This window comes from Leucobacter komagatae, from assembly GCF_000834055.1.
Lineage (GTDB): Bacteria > Actinomycetota > Actinomycetes > Actinomycetales > Microbacteriaceae > Leucobacter > Leucobacter komagatae_A.
In genome coordinates, this window is record NZ_JXSQ01000002.1 from 192734 (window position 1) to 212600 (window position 19867).

Annotated in this window: 10 protein-coding genes; 2 read left to right on the forward strand and 8 right to left on the reverse strand. The window is 66.3% G+C overall.

Annotated elements, in window-relative coordinates; genetic code table 11:
• Positions 1-49: 49 nt before the first annotated feature.
• The 4 genes from secA2 to SD72_RS02565 all read right to left on the reverse strand — a co-directional run bounded on the left by secA2 (position 50) and on the right by SD72_RS02565 (position 5137).
• Positions 50-2308, reverse strand: coding sequence for an accessory Sec system translocase SecA2 (secA2, locus tag SD72_RS02550; protein WP_084766699.1), 2259 nt, complete (start codon positions 2306-2308; stop codon positions 50-52).
• Between the two features lie 86 nt (positions 2309-2394).
• Positions 2395-3183 carry a hypothetical protein gene (locus SD72_RS17635; protein WP_157000418.1) on the reverse strand — a complete coding sequence of 263 codons (789 nt, stop codon included), beginning with the start codon at positions 3181-3183 and terminating at the stop codon, positions 2395-2397.
• Positions 3184-3338: 155 nt separating this feature from the next.
• A complete protein-coding gene (locus tag SD72_RS02560; protein ID WP_042542846.1) occupies positions 3339-3983 on the reverse strand; it encodes a response regulator in 645 nt (214 codons plus the stop codon).
• Positions 3980-5137, reverse strand: coding sequence for a sensor histidine kinase (locus SD72_RS02565; protein WP_052492400.1), 1158 nt, complete (start codon positions 5135-5137; stop codon positions 3980-3982). Before SD72_RS02565 ends, SD72_RS02560 begins: the two co-directional genes overlap by 4 nt.
• Before the next feature lie 110 nt (positions 5138-5247).
• Here SD72_RS02565 and SD72_RS02570 point away from each other — a divergent pair, with 110 nt between their 5' ends.
• Together SD72_RS02570 and SD72_RS02575 are read left to right on the forward strand one after the other, a co-directional pair.
• A complete protein-coding gene (locus tag SD72_RS02570; RefSeq protein WP_042542848.1) occupies positions 5248-6009 on the forward strand; it encodes an ABC transporter ATP-binding protein in 762 nt (253 codons plus the stop codon).
• Positions 6006-6803 (forward strand): ABC transporter permease, encoded by a 798-nt coding sequence (locus tag SD72_RS02575; RefSeq protein ID WP_042542849.1) that lies wholly within the window; start codon positions 6006-6008, stop codon positions 6801-6803. Before SD72_RS02570 ends, SD72_RS02575 begins: the two co-directional genes overlap by 4 nt.
• Here SD72_RS02575 and SD72_RS02580 read toward each other — a convergent pair.
• The 4 genes from SD72_RS02580 to SD72_RS02595 all read right to left on the reverse strand — a co-directional run bounded on the left by SD72_RS02580 (position 6763) and on the right by SD72_RS02595 (position 19861).
• Positions 6763-7236: a hypothetical protein gene (locus SD72_RS02580; RefSeq protein WP_042542850.1), complete on the reverse strand. Its 474-nt coding sequence runs from the start codon at positions 7234-7236 to the stop codon at positions 6763-6765. The genes SD72_RS02575 and SD72_RS02580 overlap by 41 nt on opposite strands.
• A gap of 236 nt (positions 7237-7472) precedes the next feature.
• Entirely contained in the window at positions 7473-14921 is a 7449-nt protein-coding gene (locus tag SD72_RS02585) for a DUF5979 domain-containing protein (protein WP_042542851.1), read from the reverse strand.
• 158 nt (positions 14922-15079) lie between these two features.
• A complete protein-coding gene (locus SD72_RS02590) occupies positions 15080-16480 on the reverse strand; it encodes a glutamate decarboxylase (protein WP_084766700.1) in 1401 nt (466 codons plus the stop codon).
• A 129-nt stretch (positions 16481-16609) separates the two neighbouring features.
• Positions 16610-19861 (reverse strand): DEAD/DEAH box helicase, encoded by a 3252-nt coding sequence (locus tag SD72_RS02595; protein ID WP_052492402.1) that lies wholly within the window; start codon positions 19859-19861, stop codon positions 16610-16612.
• Positions 19862-19867: the final 6 nt, after the last annotated feature.

The window sequence follows — 19867 nt, forward strand, 5'->3', positions numbered from 1 at the left end:
TCGAAAGCGCGCGGAAAAGGGCAGCGCAGCGGGAAGACTCGGGCCTTGCCTAGCCCCCAGCACCGCGCAGCAGCCGCTGCAGTCCGCGCACGGCCCGATCACCCTTGCTCCCGAGCGGATTGTCGATGAGCATGTACGTCCAGGTCGACGACGGCCTGCGCACGGCCGCAGCTACTGCCGCGGCCAGGTCGTCAAGGTCGAGCCCCGCGAGGTCAGCGGCCGCGCGGGCATAGACGGCGTCGAAGAACCCGTCGAACTCCTTGAGCGCCTGCAGGTGGAACGCGTCGGTTGGGTTCTCGTCGGCGAGGGCCCGGAGGTGGATCCCGTCGCGCAACTCACTCAACGCTCCAAGGTGGTCGCTCCAGCACTCGTCAAGCCGCCAGAGCACGATGTCGCGGCACGCGCGACCAGCTACTTCCGGCCCGGCGCTCGACACGAGCCGCTCGATGAGTTCGGGATCCGCCGCAGTGACCCCTGCGAGGCTCTCCTCGCCCCCGCCGAGCACCTCCTCGCGGTGCCGGAGCACCTTGCCGCGCTGCTTGGAGAAAGCCTGGCTGTAACTCCAGGTTGCCCGGTGCTGGTCGAGGCGAATCGACTCCGCTATGTCCTGAGACGCGAACGCGATCTCCACAAGTTCGCGCTCACTCGGCTCGGAACCGGCCCGCGCAAGCTTCGCCCGCATGAACTCGGGCGCGTTTTCGGCGACGAGCGCGTCCTCCATCGAGACGTACACCCGCGTGGATCCGGGGTCCCCCTGCCGCCCTGCCCGCCCGAGGAGCTGGGCGTCGAGTCTGCGCGAGGGATACATGCCCGTTGCGAGCACGCGGAGCCCACCGAGAGCGAGCACTTCGAAGCGGCGCTCCCCCACCGGCCCGCCGAGCAGGATGTCGGTGCCACGGCCGGAGAGCTGCGTTGAGATGGTGACGGCCCCGAGGTCGCCCGCGGCCGCGACGATTTCGGCCTCGGCCTCGTCGTTGCGGGCGTTCAGCACGCGGGCGGTGACGCCGAGCTCGGCGAGCGACGCGCTCAGGCGAGCGGCCAGCGCCTCCGATTCCTCGACCGACTGCGTGCCGACGAGCACCGGTCGCCCGCTCGCACCGCACGCGAGCACCTCTGCGGCGACCGCGCGGTCGCGCTCCTCGCGGGTGCGGAACGCCGCCGGCGACTCGTCGACGCGCACGTTCGGGCGGTCGCGATCCACCCTGCCAGTGCGCACGCTGTAGAACTCCTCCAGTTCGGCGGCGACCGCTCGCAGCGTGCCGCTCATGCCGGAAAGCAGCTCGTAGCGGCCGAGGAGCTCCTGCACCGTGACCGTGTCGAGGATCACCCCTGGTCCGGTCGCGGCGAGCCCCTCCTTGGCCTCGACAGCTGCGTGTAGGCCGTCGGGCCAGCGCTGTCGCTTGGCGACGCGGCCGCGGCTCGCGCTCACGAGCTTCACCTCGCCAGCGCGCACGACGTAGTCGACGTCGCGCTCGGCGATCGCGACCGCCATCAGCGCGACGTTAATGCGCGAGAGCGCCTCGCCGTCGCCGCTGTCGTAGAGGTTTGCGATGCCGAGGGCGCGCTCGACGCGCGAGACGCCCGCGTCGGTGAGAAACGCGGTGGATCGCTGCTCGTCAAACTCGAAGTCGGCCCCGGGACGCAGGTCCGCGACGATGCTGATCTCGCGCCTGAAATCTTGTGGATCGTACGGGCTGTTGCCCGCGAGCACGAGCGGCGACACCGCCTCGTCGATCATCACGGCGTCAGCCTCGTCGACGATCGCGACGTCGAACGCCGGCTCCACCCGCCCGCTCGCGTCCGACGCGACCCCGTCGCGGAGCACGTCGTAGCCGACCTCGCTCACAGCCGCGTAGAGCACCTGCGCCCGGTACGCACTGCGGCGCTCGTCGCGGGTCGTATCCTGCCCAATGGCTGCAACCGTGATCCCGAGGGCGTCAAAGAGCGGCCCCATCCAGGCTGCATCGCGCCTGGCGAGGTAGTCGTTGACGGAGAGCACGTGCACCTGCCGGCCGCGGAGCGCGTGGCAGGCCGCGGCGATCGCGCCGACAAGCGTCTTCCCCTCACCGGTGTCCATCTCGACGCCGCGCCCGTCGAGGAGCGCGCCGGCGGCAGTGAGCTGCGGCAGCGTTGGGGTGAGGCCGAGCTCGCTGCTGCAAAGCGCCGCGACGGCGGCCAGCTCACCCGCTGGATCGTCAGCGAGTCGCGCGTACTTCGCGAACGACACCGTCCCCGGCATGCCGGCCATGCGTAGCAGCCACGGCGGGAGGCGCTTCGTGAGCGAGCGGGAGGGGTCAAAAGAAGCCATAGTGCACTGTACCGGGCGGGCATGGTGCGCCGCTCAGGTGGCGGAGCGTTGCGCGTGCGGCGCAATCTGTGGCGACAGCACCGCGACTACGGGCGGCGGCGCGAGAGGAGCACGAGGCCTGTGACGACGCCGACAAGCCCGATCGCACCAGCCATGAGGCCCCCGACCGTCCACCGCACGAACGGGCCGAAGAACCCGCGAAGATCGAAGGGAGGGGCGGTGATCACTTGGACACCCTGCGTCTCGCAGGTGATCGTCACGACGGACGCCCCCTCTGCGGTGACGCGCGCGAAGGAGTGATACCTGGAACCGGCAAAGTGGGTGTTCAGGCCTGCTACCGAGATGCTTTCCAGCCGCACCGGGGTCCCGTTCGTCGCACTCGCGCGGCACACGGAGTGGTCAAGCCGGGCAGCCTCCCGGGCGGGGGCAAGCAGATACACCTGCCCGCCGGCATCGAGCGAGACGACCGCAGAAGGCGAGAGCGGCAACGTATTCTGGATGCCCGCCACCGCCACAGGAACGGTGACTAGGGCCCCAGTGAGAACACCGAGCACTGGCCCGCAGACCGCGAGCACGGCGCCAATAATGAGCGTCGCTATCGCTATCGCACGGGACCGAGTCGCCTGTGGTGGCGCTTGCTGGGGCGAGGGAAACTGCTGAGTGGGCGGATATGGGCCGCCGGGCGGGTAGGCACCGCCTGGCGGGTATGGGCCGCCTGGCGGGTATGGACCGCCTGGCGGGTATGGACCGCCTGGCGGGTAGGAACCACCTGACGGGTAGGAACCGCCTGGCGGAGCTGGTGGCACGTGCTGCGCATACCCGCCCTCGGGCTGCTGCGGGGGCTGCTGCGCTGGCTGTTGCGGTGGCTGGGTCATCGGTGACTCCCTTGGTTCGGCACCCATCCAGAGGCCTGCCCACAGGGTAGGCGCTCCACGGCAACTGTGCAAGAACTGCGAAACAGTTATTTCGGTTGTGCCCCAACACGGACGCGGCAATTCCGACGCGCGGCGATCGCAGGCGCACCGGACTCTCAGCCGAGGATGCCCGCCCGAATCGCGAGCAGCACCGCGCTCGTCCTATCGCGAGCGCCGAGCTTCGCGAGGGTCGATGAGAGGTGATTCTTTACCGTACCCTCAGCGAGAAACAGGGCTTCAGCGATCCGCCGATTTCCGTATCCCTGCGCGACGAGCCCGAGAATCTCCCGCTCGCGCGACGTCAGCGCTGGCGGCTCAGTGGCCGACGCCTCATCAAGCAGGGCGCCTGAGCGCACCGCGCGCAGCACCCGCTCGGTGATTGCAGGCGAAAAGAGCGTCGCTCCCCCGGCGAGCACCTCGACCGCGTGGGTGAGTTGTGCGAGCGTGATGTCTTTGAGTAGGTAGCCGCGGGCGCCGAGCTGGATCGCGCGCACGAGAGCCTCGTCGTCGTCGAAGGTCGTGAGCACGAGGACGGGCACCTGCGAGCCACCCTCCTTGAGCGCGCGCAGCGCCCAGAGCCCGTCAAAACGCGGCATGCGGATGTCGATCAACGCAACGTCGGGGCGCGTGTCTTCGATGAGCGCAACCGCGCCCATGCCGTCTTCCGCCTCGCCAACGACGTCAAACCCCGCGACCGCGAGCAGGCCGCGGATACCCTCGCGCACGAGAGCCTGGTCATCAACGAGCACAACGCGCGTCATACGGCTGGCACCGTTCCGACGACCCTGAAACCGGAGGAGCCGTCGATCTCGAGACTCCCGCCGAGCTCGCCGAACCGCTCACGGAGACCGCTCAGGCCGTTGCCGAGCACCGGGAGCGCAGCACCAACGCCATCGTCGATCGCCTCGAACACCGTACCGCTCGCCTCCGCGGCGATCTCGATACGCAACTCCCTGGCTGACGAGTGCCTCACTGCATTCGTGATTACCTCCTGCGTGGCACGCACGAACGCGGCGCTCACTTGCTCGTCTGCGCGCACTCCGGCCGCGACATTGACGAGCACGCGGATCCCCGGCACAGCGTCCGCGATCCGCCTGAGCGCCCGCTCGAGGTCGGGTGCCTGCACGCGTAGCCGACTCACAGTGGCCCGCACGTCGCGCAGCAGCTCGCGCGCGATCGCGTCCGCCGTGTCGACGTGACGCTGCACGGCTGCGCCCTCGACCTGCCGCGCGGTTTCGAGCTGGAGCGTGAGCGCGGTGAGCTGGTGGCCCAACAGGTCGTGCAGGTCGCGGGAGATCCGCAACCGCTCTGCAGCGCGCGCGGACTCCGCGAGCAGCTCGTTCGACGCACGTAATTCGGTGTTCGCTACGGCGAGCTCTTCCCGGAGCCGCTGCTCCCGCAGGAGCGTCAACGTGCTGAGCAGCGTTGCGAGCTGGATCAGCAGGTAGAAGGTTGCCGCAAGTGCCACCGCCGCGGACGGTGCCAGCGCCGCCGGCACCGCTGGCGGCGCCGGCGAGCTCGGCATCCCGGACGAACTGGACCGCGTAATCTCGAGCGCTGCCGAGAGCGCGACGACGCAGGTGTTCACCATGACGACCAGCAGGCCAACCCAGATCGGCACCACATACGCGCTCATCGCTGCGGTCACGACGAGGAGGATCGGGAGCAGCCCCGGCGACGCGGTGAGCACCATCGCCCACGCTGCGGCGACGCAGACGGAGAACCCGATGAGTTGCATGCATCGCCCGGCGAGCATCACGGTAACCGTCCCAGCGCCGAAGGCAACAAACATCGCTGCCCAGGCCGCCTGCGGCACTCGGAGCCCGCCATAGCCGAGCAGCGCCGGCAGCGCGACACCGCACGCGACAGCGAGCATCACGATGTCTGCCCAGGCTTCCGTCCGTAGCCGCCGCATGCGCCCAAGGGTAGCCGAGAATCAACGGGGCCACCCGTGCCAATCGTCACGGCCCGGAACGACGACCATTGGCACACGGCGCACGCGCGCTGTTTCCGTACCGTTGACACATGCGCGAACCCGACGGAAACCAGCACACCAGGCGCGAACCGGCTATCGACGCACGCGGGCTCGCGAAACGCTTCGGCGATATCGTCGCCGTCGCTGACGTGAGCCTGCGGGTCGAGCAGGGTGAGACGTTCGGTCTCGTTGGTGCGAACGGCGCGGGAAAGACAACGACCGTAGAGCTGCTCGCCGGGCTCCGCCGGGCGGATCACGGTTCGGTTCGCGTGTTCGGCCTCGATCCCGTCGCCGACCGCAAGCGCGTACGCCATCTCCTCGGCGTGCAACAGCAGGAACCCAGGTTGCACGACTCGCTGCGGGTGCGCGAACTCGTGCGGCTCTTCCGGAGCTTCTACCCCAATCCGCGTGCCGCGAGCGAGCTCCTCGAAATGGTCGGCATGCTCGACATGGCCGCCACCCGATTCGATCGCCTGTCTGGCGGGCAGCAGCAGCGGCTGTCGATCGCGCTCGCGCTCGCTGGGCGGCCGCGCGCGCTCATCCTCGACGAGCTCACAACGGGGCTCGACCCCGCCGCCCGCAGGCACATCTGGCAGACCGTCGCCTCCCTCCAAGACGAGGGCGTAGCGATCCTGCTCGTGAGCCACGCAATGGAGGAGATCGATCGCCTGTGCGACAGGGTGGCAGTGGTCGACGAGGGCAGGATAGTCGCGCTGAGCACCCCCAAGGGCCTCGTCGAACAGGCCGGCGCTCAGACGCTTGACGAGGCGTTTCTCATCCTCACCGGAAAAGAACTGGAGCACCCCGAATGAGCACACCGGCAATGAATCCGGCAGACGCACCCAGCGCGGCGGCGCCCAAAGGCCCGGGGCTCCGGGCGCTGTGGGTACTCATGGGGTGCGAGGCCAGGATGGTCATGCGCGACACGTCTGGGCTCATTATTCCGCTCGGGATGCCGCTGCTCATCCTCGTGACAAGCGCCGCCTCGACCGTCGGCGAGACCGTGCGCGACGGCTTCACCGCATTCGACCTCTTCGTGCTCCCGATTGTGTTCGTCACGGTTGTCGCGCTCATCGGCGTGATCAACATGCCGAGCTTCCTCGCGTCCTACCGCAAGACCGGTGTGCTCCTCAGGCTCGGTGCTACACCGGCCTCGCCCATGTTCGTGCTCGTCGCGCACGCGCTCGTGAGCATCGCACAGGCGGCGATCGGCATTGCGCTCGCTTTCGGTGTTGCGCTCGTGTTCTTCGGCGCGAACCCACCGGCGAACCCCGGCGTGGCTCTCGCGATCCTGCTGCTCGTCACCGCCGCCATGTATGGCGTCGGCATGATCATCGCATCGCTCGCCCCAACGCAGAATTCTGCACTCGCAATCGGCTTCGTCGTGTTCCTCGCCTTCGCGGCGATGGGCGGGCTGTTCGGCGGCCGCCAGGCCCTCCCGCCCGCGCTCGCGCCGCTCGCTGACTGGCTCCCCGTCGGGGCAGGCACCGACGCGCTGGGGGCGGCGTGGGCTGGGTCGGCGATCCCACTCGCTGCGCTGCTCGCGCTCGCAGCGACGGTGGCTATCAGCGCGGCCGTGGCCGGACTCTTCTTCCGTTGGGAGTAGCCGAAGCGACGCGGGGGTGGCTTCCCAGCGTCGCGGCCGCGTGGACCACGTCGCGTGTGCCCGCGGCCCCGCGAGCTGTGCGCGCGTACCGGCGGCTGGCGATCGCGCCAGGAACCACAGACCCGCAACTCACAATGACACCCCACGCGATCCCAACGAGAAACGCGAAGAGCCCGAGCTTCTCGGCGCGAACGACAAACGCACTCATCGCGACGACACCCGCACCTACCGCGCCGAGCCCTGCAGCGGCTATCGTCGGCGCGAGCGCCCGGTTCACCGCAACCCAGGCATCGTGCGAGCTCAGCGTGAGCGACGTGCGGTGCCCGAGCAGCCACTGCCGCGGCAGCGTACCCCTGCGAGACGCGGCCGCCCACCAGAGCAACAGCACACCGAAGCCGATGACGCCGTAGCTCCCAGCGAGTTGTCCCCACATCTCCCTCTCCCTTCTGGGTGGCAGGCGGCCTCGGGCTGACGTGACGGGGTGGATCGCGCGGACCACCCACTCTCATTCCATTAGACCACAGCCGTGGCGTACCGTCACTGGTGCACCTCAAGCACGGCTGGCGCGGCTCTGCCGAACCAACCCTGCCGAACCAACCCTGAGACGGCTAGTGCCGGGTGGCTCCCCCAAAGGGGCCCCACCCGGCACTAGCCGTTCGTCGCTGTCAGCTACTCGGGCTGGTCAGCCCCGAGGCCCTCGCCACGCTGCTTGCGCGACCGGAGGGTGAGCAGTACTGCACCGAGGACGAGCAGGGCGCCGCCACCAAGCAGCCACCCAACGGGGAGTCCACCACCCGTGGTCGGGAGCCCCGGCTTACCCGGGACTACCGGGACCGCTGGGAACTCGTTGACCACGGTGAGCGTCGCTGCAGTGCCAGCCGCTACCGTCACCGCGCCAACCGTCGCGTCGCCGGCGTTCGGAGTGATGGACACGGTCGTGCCGCCACCGGTGCCGGTTTCTCGCAGCTCGCACGCAGCGCCGACAGGCAGCTGATCGTAGCTTGCTGAGAGGTCGGTCTGCTTGGACAGCTCCCGATCCGCACCGCCAGGGATGTCGATCTCGGTGGTCTCACCGTCGAGATCGACGGTGCAGGAGAGCTCAACCGTGAAGGTCTTGTCACCGGCAAGGCTTGCGCCAGCACCAATGATTTCCTTCTTCACAGCGATGCTTCCGATGTCGTACGTGTTGACGACCCGCAGCTCGACCGCGTCACCAGCACCAACTTCGATCGGTCCCGTGATCGGCGATCCGGCTGCATCAACAATCTCGCTTGACGTCGCACCGCCTGTCACTGTCTCAGTGAGATCACACTTAGCCCCGACAGGAAGCTCCCCGTAGGTGGCCTCGTAGCCGTTTGCTTCGCTCAGCTCGCGCTCAGCGCCGCCCGGGATCGACACAGCGTCTCCTGGCACACCCTCGGCTCCGCCGGTGGTGCAGGCGAGGCTCACCTCGAAGGTTCCCGTGCTCCACAGCTCAGCACCGGCGCCGGTGATTTCCTTGGAGACGTGCAGGCTGCCCGCATCAAAGGTGTTTACCGCGGTGAACTGCAGCGGAGCCTCAAGGGTTCCGACCTCGATCTTCTCGGCCGACGTGTCTGGGGTGAGGGTGGTGCTTGTCGCACCGCCATCACCGGTCTCAGTCACGCCACACAGTGCGCCGGCAGGAAGCGAGTCAATCCGCTGTACCGTTCCGGCGACAGCCTCGGCCTTCGTGAGTTCGACGGTGCCGTTGTAGACGGTCTGATCCTCGAATGTGCACTCTACGGCGAAGGTGAAGACCGTGCTGTCGGACACGGCTTCTGCACCGGCGCCCGTGAGCTGCTTCTCGATCTCGATCGCACCAAGAGGCATCACGTTCTCGAGCTCGAGCGCAACAGCGTCCGCACCACCTGTGACGGTGAACGTCCACGAGCCATCCTCGTTCTGGGTTGCGTCGCCGCCCGTGAGGGTTGCAACTCCGCCCTTCGCGTCGAGCTCCGTGATCGTGCACTTGGCGCCAACCGGGAGGCCCTCAACGAGCCAGGCGAGACCGCCACCTGCAAGATCCGCCGTAGCAGGGTCAAGTGGGATGTCCTCACCGAGGAACGAGCACTCAGCCGCGACTGGGAAGGTACCGTAATCGATCGCCTCGCCGGCCTCGTTGGTTGCGCCGTCGACGACCTTCGCCACCGTAAAGGAGCCGAGATCGTAGGTGTTCGTCAGTGTCACGAGCGGCACTGGGTCGCTATCGCGGCCGATGGTGACAGGGTCGGTTGCCGATGACGAGGTCTCGCCGTTCAGGCCAGCCTCCTCGAGCACCTTGCACTGTGCACCCCACGGGAACTGCTCCTCGAGGGTCACAGGCTCGCCTGCCGTGACCGTGACGGTAACGGGGTCAAGGACAACGTCCTTACCGAACCCTTCACGATCTGGCACGGTGCACTGCACCTGAACCTCGAACTCGTCCGGCGCAAACTCCGCACCGGGGCCCTCGACGATCTTCTCGATCTGCAGCGGGCCTGAAGCGAGTGCTACGCCAACGCGAAGCCCCTCGGTTGGCAGCGCGCTTGCGCGCCGCACACCATCGGAGCTCACAGTCTCCGCACCAACTGCGACCGAGTTCCAGGCAACCGTGTCCGCGGTCATCTTCGACGACTCAGCGGGGGTACGGGTCTGGAAGGTGTACGCGAGGCGCTCACCCGGCTGCAGCGGCGTCTCCGAGAACTCGAAGACCGTCTTCACGTGGCGGACGCTGGCGGGATCCACGTCGTCGGTGAGGTCCTTCCAGAAATCAACGCACTGCTCCTCGGTCGGCTTGAGGTCTGCGACACACGCTGCCCCCTCCGAGTCCGAGTAGTAGAGCTTCGGCTCAACTTCATCGCGGTAGGCTGCGCCTTCCGCGTCGGTGTCCGTCACCACAGCGAGGCTGTTGTTCACCCATTCGGGCTGCCAATCAGACTTGCGTGGCAGCAGCACGAGCGCGCCCTGATCCCCAACCTTCGGGAGGGAGTCGATCGTGACGACCTTATCCATGGGAAGCGTTCCGGTGTTCTGCAACTCTTCGCGCCAGGTCTCGATGCCGAGCGGCTTCGTGATCGGAACGCAGTTGCCAACGGAGTAACCGTTCGCGGCGTTGCCGAACTGCGGTACGCACTCGGCGCCAGCGTTCGGGTTCGGCACGTCTGCAATGCCAAGCTCCGTATCGTTCGCACGCACGTACTTCTTGCCGCGCAGCGCGCCAGCCTCGGTCGGGTAGACCTCGGTCGTCGTGCCGCACTCCTGCGTCTGGTGCGTCGCGTCGAAGTTACAGCCGTCGAACACGCGATCGTTTGCACTCTTCACCGAGAATGCGTTCGTCACCGAGTGTTCGGCTCCTGCGAGCGATCCGGGACGGAACATCATGTTCACCGTCACCGTATACACTTCCTGCGGGTAAAGGTCCGACGCGAGGAGCGGATTCTCTCCCCTGGGGAACTGGAACTCGACGCCAAACGGTTCGCCGTCGCCGGTCATAGGCTCCTGGCTCTCGTCGAGGTAGACGACCGTAACCTTGCTCGGGTCAACGGTGATCGGGAATCGGCCCTCAGCGTATGGGTTGCTCAGCTCAAAGCTGAAACGCTTCGCCGGGTCCATGTCCGGGTCGAAGACGAGCTGCGGCTTTCCGTCGGCGACGGGGAAGATGTCCCTGACCACGAGGTTCGGGATTCGCCGCTCGCGGTTCTTCTCGAGCCCAGCCTCATCAGAGGGATCCTCGCGTTCCGCCGTGTTCGTGGTCTTCAGCTTGAACGGGATCACCTTGCCTGGAGCCTGCGCTCCAAGCGGTGTCTTCTCAACTGCGACCTGGATTCCGGCAGCAAGGTACGTTACGCGAGCCGTATCCTCGGCGTCGACCTTGAGCGAAACCGGCTCATCCGAGCCTTCCTCGGGGAACTTCACAAAGCTCTCTGCCCGAGCGTCCACGGTGTTGTGGAACTGCCCGCCCGGAGCCATAACCGACTCGCCTGGAGCGCTGGCCGAGGCATCCGAATCCGGAACAGGTTCGGTCGGGTCAGATACCAGGTACGCCCGTCGCTTGACCTCGAGGGCGATCTTCGCCTCGGGGTTCGATGGGTTCTCGAAAGCTACGGAGTTGCCGCTGCCATCGACGCTCGTGTAGGTGAGGCGAATGCCACGCACCTTGTCGTAGTCGGCCGGATCGATTGCCGCGAGCAGCGTAGCCGCTGCGTTCTCGATCTTGCCACCGGTGACCGCCACAGGTGCCGGCGTGCCGAGTACCCAACCATTACCGTCGGGCGTCGTCGTGTCAGGGGCGAAGTCGAGCGCGTTCGCTGGGAGGCTGCCGGTGAAGTCACCGTAGAGCACCTCTGCCTGCACCCGGTTCGCCGGGGCCGGCACTGCGAGCGTGTCATCAGAGAAGCCGATGAACCGGAACGCGTTCCAGAAGCTCTTTGCCGAAGCCTGGCCCTCCGTGCGGTTCAACGCGGAGTCCGTGACAATGAGCTTGTCGGTGCGCGCGGTGCCCGTGGGGCGTGCGGTGAGATCCATGCGGATCGACGACCACTCCTCGTTCACATGCTGTTCCGTTCCAGGCGCCCACTTCACGAGCTGCTGGTCCGGCGTGAACTTCTTCGTTGTCTGCACAGCGAGCTCGAAGGTGTCGAGGCGGATCTGCGCGTCGCCCTCGGTCGACACCGAGTGCTCCTGCTGGAGACCAGCAAGGTCAGTGACCGTCGCTGTTGCCTCGTTCTTCACGGGAGAATCCACGACAGAAACAGGCTTGCTCGGGTCGCTGCGGTGCGTCTTACGCAACTGCAGATCCATCTGCAGCGTGGCCTTCGCGCCCGAGGCGATCCTGCCCTCGTGGCGAAGCTCGACACGCACGACGTCGGCGAGTTCGGCTGGGGTCAGCGCGGTCGCCTGCCCAGGCGTGATGCCGCCGATGCCTGCCGGATCAATGACCGTGCCGTCGCTCTTGGTGAGCACGACGAGCGTCTTGTCCGGGTTGCCCCCGGTCACCGGGTGGGGTGCCGAAACAATCTTGTAGACCGAGAAGATCTCGAATGGATCTGCTCCGCCCTCAGCTGGGTCGACGATCGAGAGCTGGTCTACCTTCTGCTGCGAGGTGTTCGTCGCAGAGATGGTGACGCGGCTCGTCGGGTACGACGACGCGGGGACATCCCCGGGCGGGACGCCGAGCGGTCCGCCGCTCCAGCCCTTCGAAACCGTGACGCCAAGCGGGCGTGGCACGATCGTGATGTCATCATCGTCCTGGTCGGCTTCGATACCGCCGCCGGGCTGCTCGCCGGTGGCGTTACCCCAGTTCTTGAGGAGCCCGTCCTTGCCGTCGACGTTGAAGATCTCGCTTGCGATGACCGCTACGCTCTCGTCGCTGCGCCGCACATCGCGGAGCTCCCACTCGAGATCAACCTTGCGGTCGCGGCCAAGGCTCTTGGTGAGGCCGCTGCCGACTGCTGGCGTGCCCGCACTCTGATCGGAACGCCCGGCCGCGTTCTCCTCGAACACGATCCGCACGGCGGTTGCGTCGCGCTGCTCGTCTGCGGTGAGCGCGATGTCGCTCATCGTCTTCGTGTACGGCAGACCCGTTGCATTCGTCGCAGGAACCCACGCTCCGTTGATCCAGAGATCGATCGCGCTGATCTGGTCCCAGCCCTTAACGAACGCGGTATCGTTCGTGACAGCTTTCACTGCGACAAGGTTGAAGGCCTCGAACGTCGTCTGTGCGACGGGGTCGGATGGCCCTGACCCTGGGGTGCTGCCGAGACGGGTCTCGCCGAGGGTCATCCGCTCGAAGGAGAGGTTCTCGGTGGACCAGTGGAGCCTGGTGGTTGCGTGGTCGCCGGTGCGCTGCACGATCTGGGCAGGGTTACCTGCGCCCTCCCAGCTCTTCCAGAAGAGGTCGTACTCGCCGGGCTTCGGTGCCTTGACCGTGACGGTCTCGCACGCTGGCGCGTCAGTCTCGTCGTTGACGGGGTCTCCGCCCGTGCCGCCGACCGCTGCCGATGAGGCGCAGTTGGCGATGTCGATGGGATCTGATCCTGGCGGCAGCGTTTCCTTGAGCGTCGCGGTGAAGCTCGGGTTCAGGTTGATCTCGCCGGGTTCGTGCGGCTCGAATCCGGGTGCTTCCTTCTCGAATACGAACTGGATGCCCCCGATCTTGTCGAGGATGTCGGCTGGCAGGTCCTTGTTGACCGTACCCTCAAGGCCACTGAAGCCGGGGATGACGAGCCACTCGTTGAGCTCGGTGTCCCAGTAGCGAACGGTGAGCGTCGCGCCGGCAGGCACAACGTCCGTGTTCGTGATTGCCTGCGGCGAGAACGCGTCCCAGAACGCGGAGTCTGCCGGAGCGCTGTCCGGGTCGGACGGGTCGCTGAGCTCGGGATCGCTGACGATGATCGTGTTCGCTGGCGTGTTCGAGCCAGGCTTCACGATGGTCGTCGGGAGCTGAACGAGGACACCCTCGCCCTCGTATCCCCAGATTTCCTCCGGGGTGAGCTTCTTCTCGGTGACAATCTCGAGCTTCTTCTTGCTGAAGCTCACATCGTCCTCTGCCTCGTCCTTCGCAGTTGCAGTGTTCGTTGAGCCCTCGACACCGACGACGTTGGTCACGGTGTCTGCCGGCGCGCCGGTTGCGGGGTCAAACGCCTTGTCGCTCGGCTCGGCAGAGAACTCGATCTCGCTTGAGCTGCCTGGCGCGATGGGCCCGGTGAAGTCGATTTCGAAGTATTTCAGCGAACCGAAGTCTGCTGGGAGTTCGGGGAACGCGCTTCCGTCGCTCAGGGCAACCGCGCTGAGCGTCTGCTCGTCACCGTTCTTGTCGACGTAGACGAGCGTGAGGGTGCCTTCTGTGGCAGCTGCGGGGAACTGCACGTTCGAGGTGAAGCCGGTGAAGTCCAGCTCGGGTGCGAAGGCCCCGGAGGCTGGTTCGCGGATCTTCAGGTTGTTCAGCGTGACCAGGCTTGTGTTGGTCCCGGTGAGCGTAACGGTCGTTTCTAGACCGGCGACGAGCTCGCTTGGGTTGAATGTCTTCTTTGCCTCAACCGTCGGCTTGTCGGTGATGATGGTGTAGTCAGCTGAGTCCTCTGCCGTGGCGCTCTGGTCGCCGAGGGCAACCTCGCTCTCGGCGGTGTTGTTGACTGTCGTCGTATCGACCAGGCCAGCGACGTCGTCGCTCTGCTCGAGGTCGAGGACGAAACCGCCGCCAGCTCCCGCTGGGATCTTGGTTCCGTCTAGTGCGGTGAAGGTGACGCGAATGCCGGTGACATCGCCGGCTGGCGGCGCGTTTGGCATGTCGCTTGCGGAGAGCACCTTGGTTACCCAAGCACCGTCGACGAAGTACTCAACCGTTGCCGAATCTTGCGCGCCCTCAGGGAAGTCGAGCGATTCGAGCGCCGTGATCTTCAGCAGGTCGAACGGGTTAGGGGAAGCCGTCGGGTCGGTGGGGTCGGTAAGCGTGAGCGTGTCTACGCCACCGTTCGACGTGTTCGTGCCGTTGACCGTGAGCTGGGTCTTCGCACCCGGGCTCGCCTCGGCCGAGGTGGGGCTGTACGACTTCTCGACAGTGGTGCTCGGTTTGAACTCCACGTTCGGCGTGACGGTGGCATTGTCGGAGACCTCAGCGGCGTTCTCCGCGTCGGCCACTGCCGTGTTCGTGATCGGCTTGCCGTTTGCCTCTGCTGGCAGATCTTCGCGCAGGCGCACCTGGATCGTGACGATCGCTTCGGTGTTTTCGAGCAAGCCAACCGTGCCGTCACCGAGAGGGTCGATGAACTCTACGGTCACCTGGTTGCCGTCAACCACTGGCGGGTTCGCCGTGGCGTTTGCCACTGAGATGCTGCCAGGGATGATTTCGAACTCTGCGGGGATGAGATCCGAGAGTGTTGCGCCGCGGCAACCGAGATCGGAGATCGATGAACAGCTCAGCTCGATGCTGTACTCCATCGTCTCGCCTGGCTGCAGGGACTCTTTCGAGGCGCTCTTGGTTACTTGCAGCAGCGCGGTATCCTCCGCTGCGACAGCGATCTGTGGTGTTGTCACCGCCATTCCGAGGGCGAGCGCTGCTCCGAGCGCTAACGCGATTCCCCGCGCACCTGACTTCTGTGTCTTGCGAAAGCTTCGCACACCAGTTCCTTACACTCAGTGAAGTGCGCTACGGAACCCCAACGATCCGCGGCGCCTTTTTAGAATATGCGATGCGTTTGCTTTGCGCACCACCGACTTGGAACCGCGTCACCTTTTGTTACACGACTGAGGCATGAGCGCCGCAAGGATATGCGGATCTAGTGGGCGAAGCTCGTGCGCGGTTTCTCGCGTGGCATCGGCGCGGCGAGGTTCTCGAGAAACGCCACTTCCTCCCGAATCGCCGCGAGCAGAAGCTCAGCGAGGTCGCGACTCAAGCCAAGGCGCACCACGATCCGCTGCACGGTGAGCGAGGTCATGCTCTCCGGCATCGGATACGCGGGGACCAGCCAGCCGCGCATCCGAAGCCGATCGGCGAGGTCGTAGAGATCCCAATTCGCGCGCGGCTTCGCGAGCTTCCACGCGAACACGGGAATGGCGTCTCCCCTGCTGATGAGTTCGAACTGACCCATCGCGGCGATGCCACTCGACAGGTAGGTCGCGACGTCGATGGAGTTTTGTTGCACCTTCCGATACCCCTCCCGCCCGAGCCGCAAGAACTGGTAGTACTGCAGCAACACCTGCGCGCCCGGCCGCGAGAAGTTCAGCGCGAGCGTCGGCATGTCTCCCCCGAGATAGCTGACGTGAAAGATCAGGGATTCCGGGCACGCAGCGCGATCGCGCCACACCACCCAGCCGACCCCGGGATACACGAGCCCATACTTATGCCCGGAAGTGCTGATGGAATTCACCCTGGAGACCCGAAAGTCCCACGCGAGGTCTGGCTGACAGAACGGGGCAACCATCGCGCCCGATGCACCGTCGACGTGAATCTTCACATCGAATCCGTGCTTCTCCTGGATCTCGTCGAGCTTCGCGGCGAGAGCGTCAACTGGATCGTAGAGGCCGGTGTAGGTGTGCCCGAGAATTGCGACAACGCCGATCGTATTCTCGTCGACGTATGTATCGAGCTCGTGACCGTCGAGCACCAGGTGGTCGGCCGACACCGGCATGTATCGGGGCTCGACGTCCCAGTAGTTGCAGAACTTCTCCCACACCACTTGCACGCCAGCCGAGAGCACGAGATTAGGGCGCTCAGTCGATAGCCCGGCAGCGCGCCGTCGCTGCTGCCAGAGCCGTTTAAGCGCGAGGCCGCCGAGCATGCACGCCTCTGAAGAACCGACCGTTGACGTGCCAATGGTGTCGCTCACGTCGGGCACGTTCCAAAGGTCCGCGAGAATCCGCCAGCACCTGTCCTCGATCGCCGCCGTCGCAGGGTACTCGTCCTTGTCGATCATGTTCTTGTCCGCGGCTTCCGCGTAGAGCTGCTTCGCGCGGTCATCCATCCAGGTGGAGACGAAGGTGGCGAGGTTGAGCCTGGAGTTACCGTCGAGCATCGCCTCATCGTGCACGAGCTGGTAGGCGGTGTCCTCCGACATCATGTCGTCGGGCAGCTTGAACCGAGGCAGCGACGTTGCCTCGCCCGGGCGAGCAAAGACCGGGTTGATCTCGCGTGTCTCCCACGCGTCCCCCGCAGAGGCGTTCCTGAAGATCTCTGACATGCGCTTCCCCGATTCTCTCTGTGGAACGCCGGCCGCAGCGCCACCATCCGCAGCGAACGTAACACAGCGCTATCGCCCGCACTAGCCTTCCGGGAAACCCGAGCGCACTGGCCCGATCGTTGGGTTGCGCTATGCGGCCGGGGCGGCGCCAGCCTCGCCGAGCAGCTCGCGCAGATCCTCCGCAGTGATGGTCTGCGCGAACAGTTCCTCGTCGTCAATGACGGCCGCAAAGAGCGCGCGCTTGCGCCGCTGCAGGTCGAGCACCTTCTCTTCGATGGTGCCGAGTGCAATCATCCGGATCACGTGCACGGGCTTGTGCTGACCGATCCGGTGCGTCCTGTCGATAGCCTGCGCCTCGCTCGCGGGGTTCCACCACGGGTCGAGAAGAAACACCGTGTCAGCCTCAGTGAGGTTCAATCCGACGCCGCCCGCTTTGAGACTGATGAGGAACACATCAGCCTCCCCAGCGCGAAACGACGCTATGACGCCGTCGCGATTCCGGGTCGAGCCGTCGAGGGTGACGGTGCGAATACCCGCATCGCTCAGTCGATCGCGCGCTCGGTCGAGGAACGATGTGAACTGGCTAAACACCAGTGTGCGTCGACCCTCCTTCGCGAGCGCTGCTGCCTGTTCGGCGAGCGCCTCAAGCTTCGCCGAGGGCAACGCGGCGTACTGTTCGTCGATGAGTGACGCGTCGAGCGCCAGCATGCGAAGGAGCGTGAGCGAGCGGAATACCGTGAAGCGGTTGCGATCCAGGTCCGCGATGAGCCCGAACAGTTTCTGGCGCTCGCGCTGCAAGAACACCTCATAAAGGTCACGGTGCCCGGCGTCGAGTTCGATCTCGAGAATCTGCTCCTGTTTTTCAGGGAGCTCGGCGGCGACGAGCGCTTTGGTGCGCCGCAGCAAGAACGGGCGCAGTCGGCGTCGCAACCGCTCCGTGCGGCGCGCCCGGAGCGCGGCCTGCATTTCAGGGCCGCTCCCGGCACCCGTGCCAACAGATATTCCCGGGGCCGGTCGCTCGATCGTTCGCACGTACTCCTCTTCGAACCGACGCGCTGACGGAAAGAGCCCTGGCGCGACGATGTTGCAGATCGCCTGCAGCTCCCGCAGCGAGTTCTCCATCGGCGTCCCGGTCACAGCGAGCTTCCATGCGACAGGGAGCCGTTCTGCGAGCTCGTTGCCCTGCGAGGCGGCGTTCTTCACAAACTGCGCCTCGTCGAGGATGAGGCCTGCGAGCCCGCGCTCCGGATCCTCCGCGAGGTCGTGATACTCGTCGTAGTCGAGCCGAAAGAGTGCGTAGCTCGTGACGATCACGTCGGCCTCGGCCGCGTCTCGCTGCACCGGTGTGCGTGATGCCCCGGTCGTTGCGGTGCGCACCACCACGCGCAGGTTCGGCGCAAATCTCGCTGCTTCCGCAGCCCAGTTGCTCATCACCGAGGTCGGCGCAACGACGAGAAACGGGCGACGCTCTGGCGCTAACCCGCCGCCCCCGGTTACCGGTTCGCCGCCGGCGCGCGCGTATTCGATGAGGGTGAGACATTGGAGGGTCTTCCCGAGCCCCATATCGTCTGCGAGGATCCCGCCAATACGATTGCGCCACAAAAACGCGAGCCAGGAGAAGCCAGCGTGTTGGTACTCCCGCAGCTCAGCGCGGATGCCCTCGGGGACGGGGACGGGCGCCGGATGCTCTTCGCGGACCTCTCGCACGAGCGTGCGCCACTCGACCGCGGCAACAGATTCGTCTGCGAGGTCTTCAAACTCTGCCCACAGCGCGACCTGGTGCCTGCTGATGCGCAGCCCGGTCTCCCACTCGGCGAGTTGTTGGGCTTCGGCGATCAGATCTGCGAGCGGTGCGAGCGAGGGGTGATCGAGCGACAGGTAAGAGTGGTCGGCGAGCAACAGTTTCTTCTTGCCCTTCGCGAGCGCGCGAAACAGCGGCACGAACGGTACTGTCTGCCCGGCGACCGTGACGAGCACACCGAGATCAAACCAGTCTTCCTTCTCGCTTGGGACGGCAGTGACCTTCAGGTGTGGCGTGCCGCTGAGCTCACGATAATCGGGTATGTCGCCGCTCAGACGCACTTCGATTCCAGGCACTCGCTTGAGCGCTGGGACCACCGCGGTGAGAAACGCTGCGGCCTCTGCGCCACGCAGCTCTGTCGGGCCGGGAAGCGGGGGCTCAAGCCACGCAACCGGGATGAGGTCATCGCCGATGAGTGCATCGGGAAGCAGATCGGCAAGCACGGGCTCCGGGGCGCTCATCGGGCCTGCCGTGTCCCACTCGAGTTCGAGCCTGTGCCCGCTACGCCACGCGGCTGAAAGCACGATGGTGCGCGGCTGCGGCGCCGGCAGCGACACCGTGCCGTCCGTGCTCGCGAGTGTGAACGCTTCCCGGAGTTCCGGTACGCCCTCAGCGAGAAACGCGCTGCGCTCTTTGGCTGGCACCCGAATTGGGGCCCCTGGCTTATCCGCCACAAGTAGCGCAGCCTCTGCTTGGCTCACGCCGGCGGCCACTGGCCCTAGGCGCACGGAGCGGTCACGCCCGCGGCCCGCGAGGTACACACCGTGATTGCCGATGACTCCGCTGCCGACGAGCGGCACTGCTTCGCCGTCGAACTCCACGCGGGGCGTGAGCTCGATGCCGCCGCCTGCGCGTTCGGCCGCGTCAAGATACAGCTCAGCGCCGTGGTGCAGCGTGACCCGCGCATTCTTTCCAGCGGCGACGAGCGCAATGTCGAGCGACTCCGCCTGCGCGAGCAGCGCCCACAACGCTGGACTGAGGAAGTCATCGAGGAACACCCAGTCGGGATCTTGCCCGAACGTGATGGCCTCAGCCGCCCGGTGGAGCGCGTAGAACTGCCTGAACCATCGTTGTTGCGCTGGGTCGAGCCCACGACGCGCACCGTGGTGGCCGATGTTTGCCCAGCTGAGCGAGCTGCGGGCCCAGCCGCGCTCGGTTCGCATCGTTGGGCGTGCGCCGAGACGAAACACGCCGCTGCCGCGTGCGGCCGGCTTCCCTTCGGCGTCGCTTGCCGCGTTCTGGGAGCGCTGGGTGAGCGCGCGCGACATCGGCCCGTTCCAGTGCTCTGCGGATCTCTGTACGAGTTCGCGCAGCTCAAGATGGAGGCCAAGTTGTGCGCCGGGGCCTGGCTCCTGGGTGGTGGCGCTCGCCTGGCTGGCAGGCGCTGCGGGCGAAGGATCGCTGCTGAGCATTGCACCAACACGCTGCCGCCAACCGCTGCCGCCCGAGCTTTCAGCCGCCCGGGGTGATGCGCCGTGAGAGGCCTCCGGCTGTGCCTGAGCACGCCGCGCCGGTGCGGGCCGCGCCAGTGCGGGCCGCGGGGTCGGGGGCAGTTCGCCCGGGGTGTCGGTGTTGCTCATGGTTCC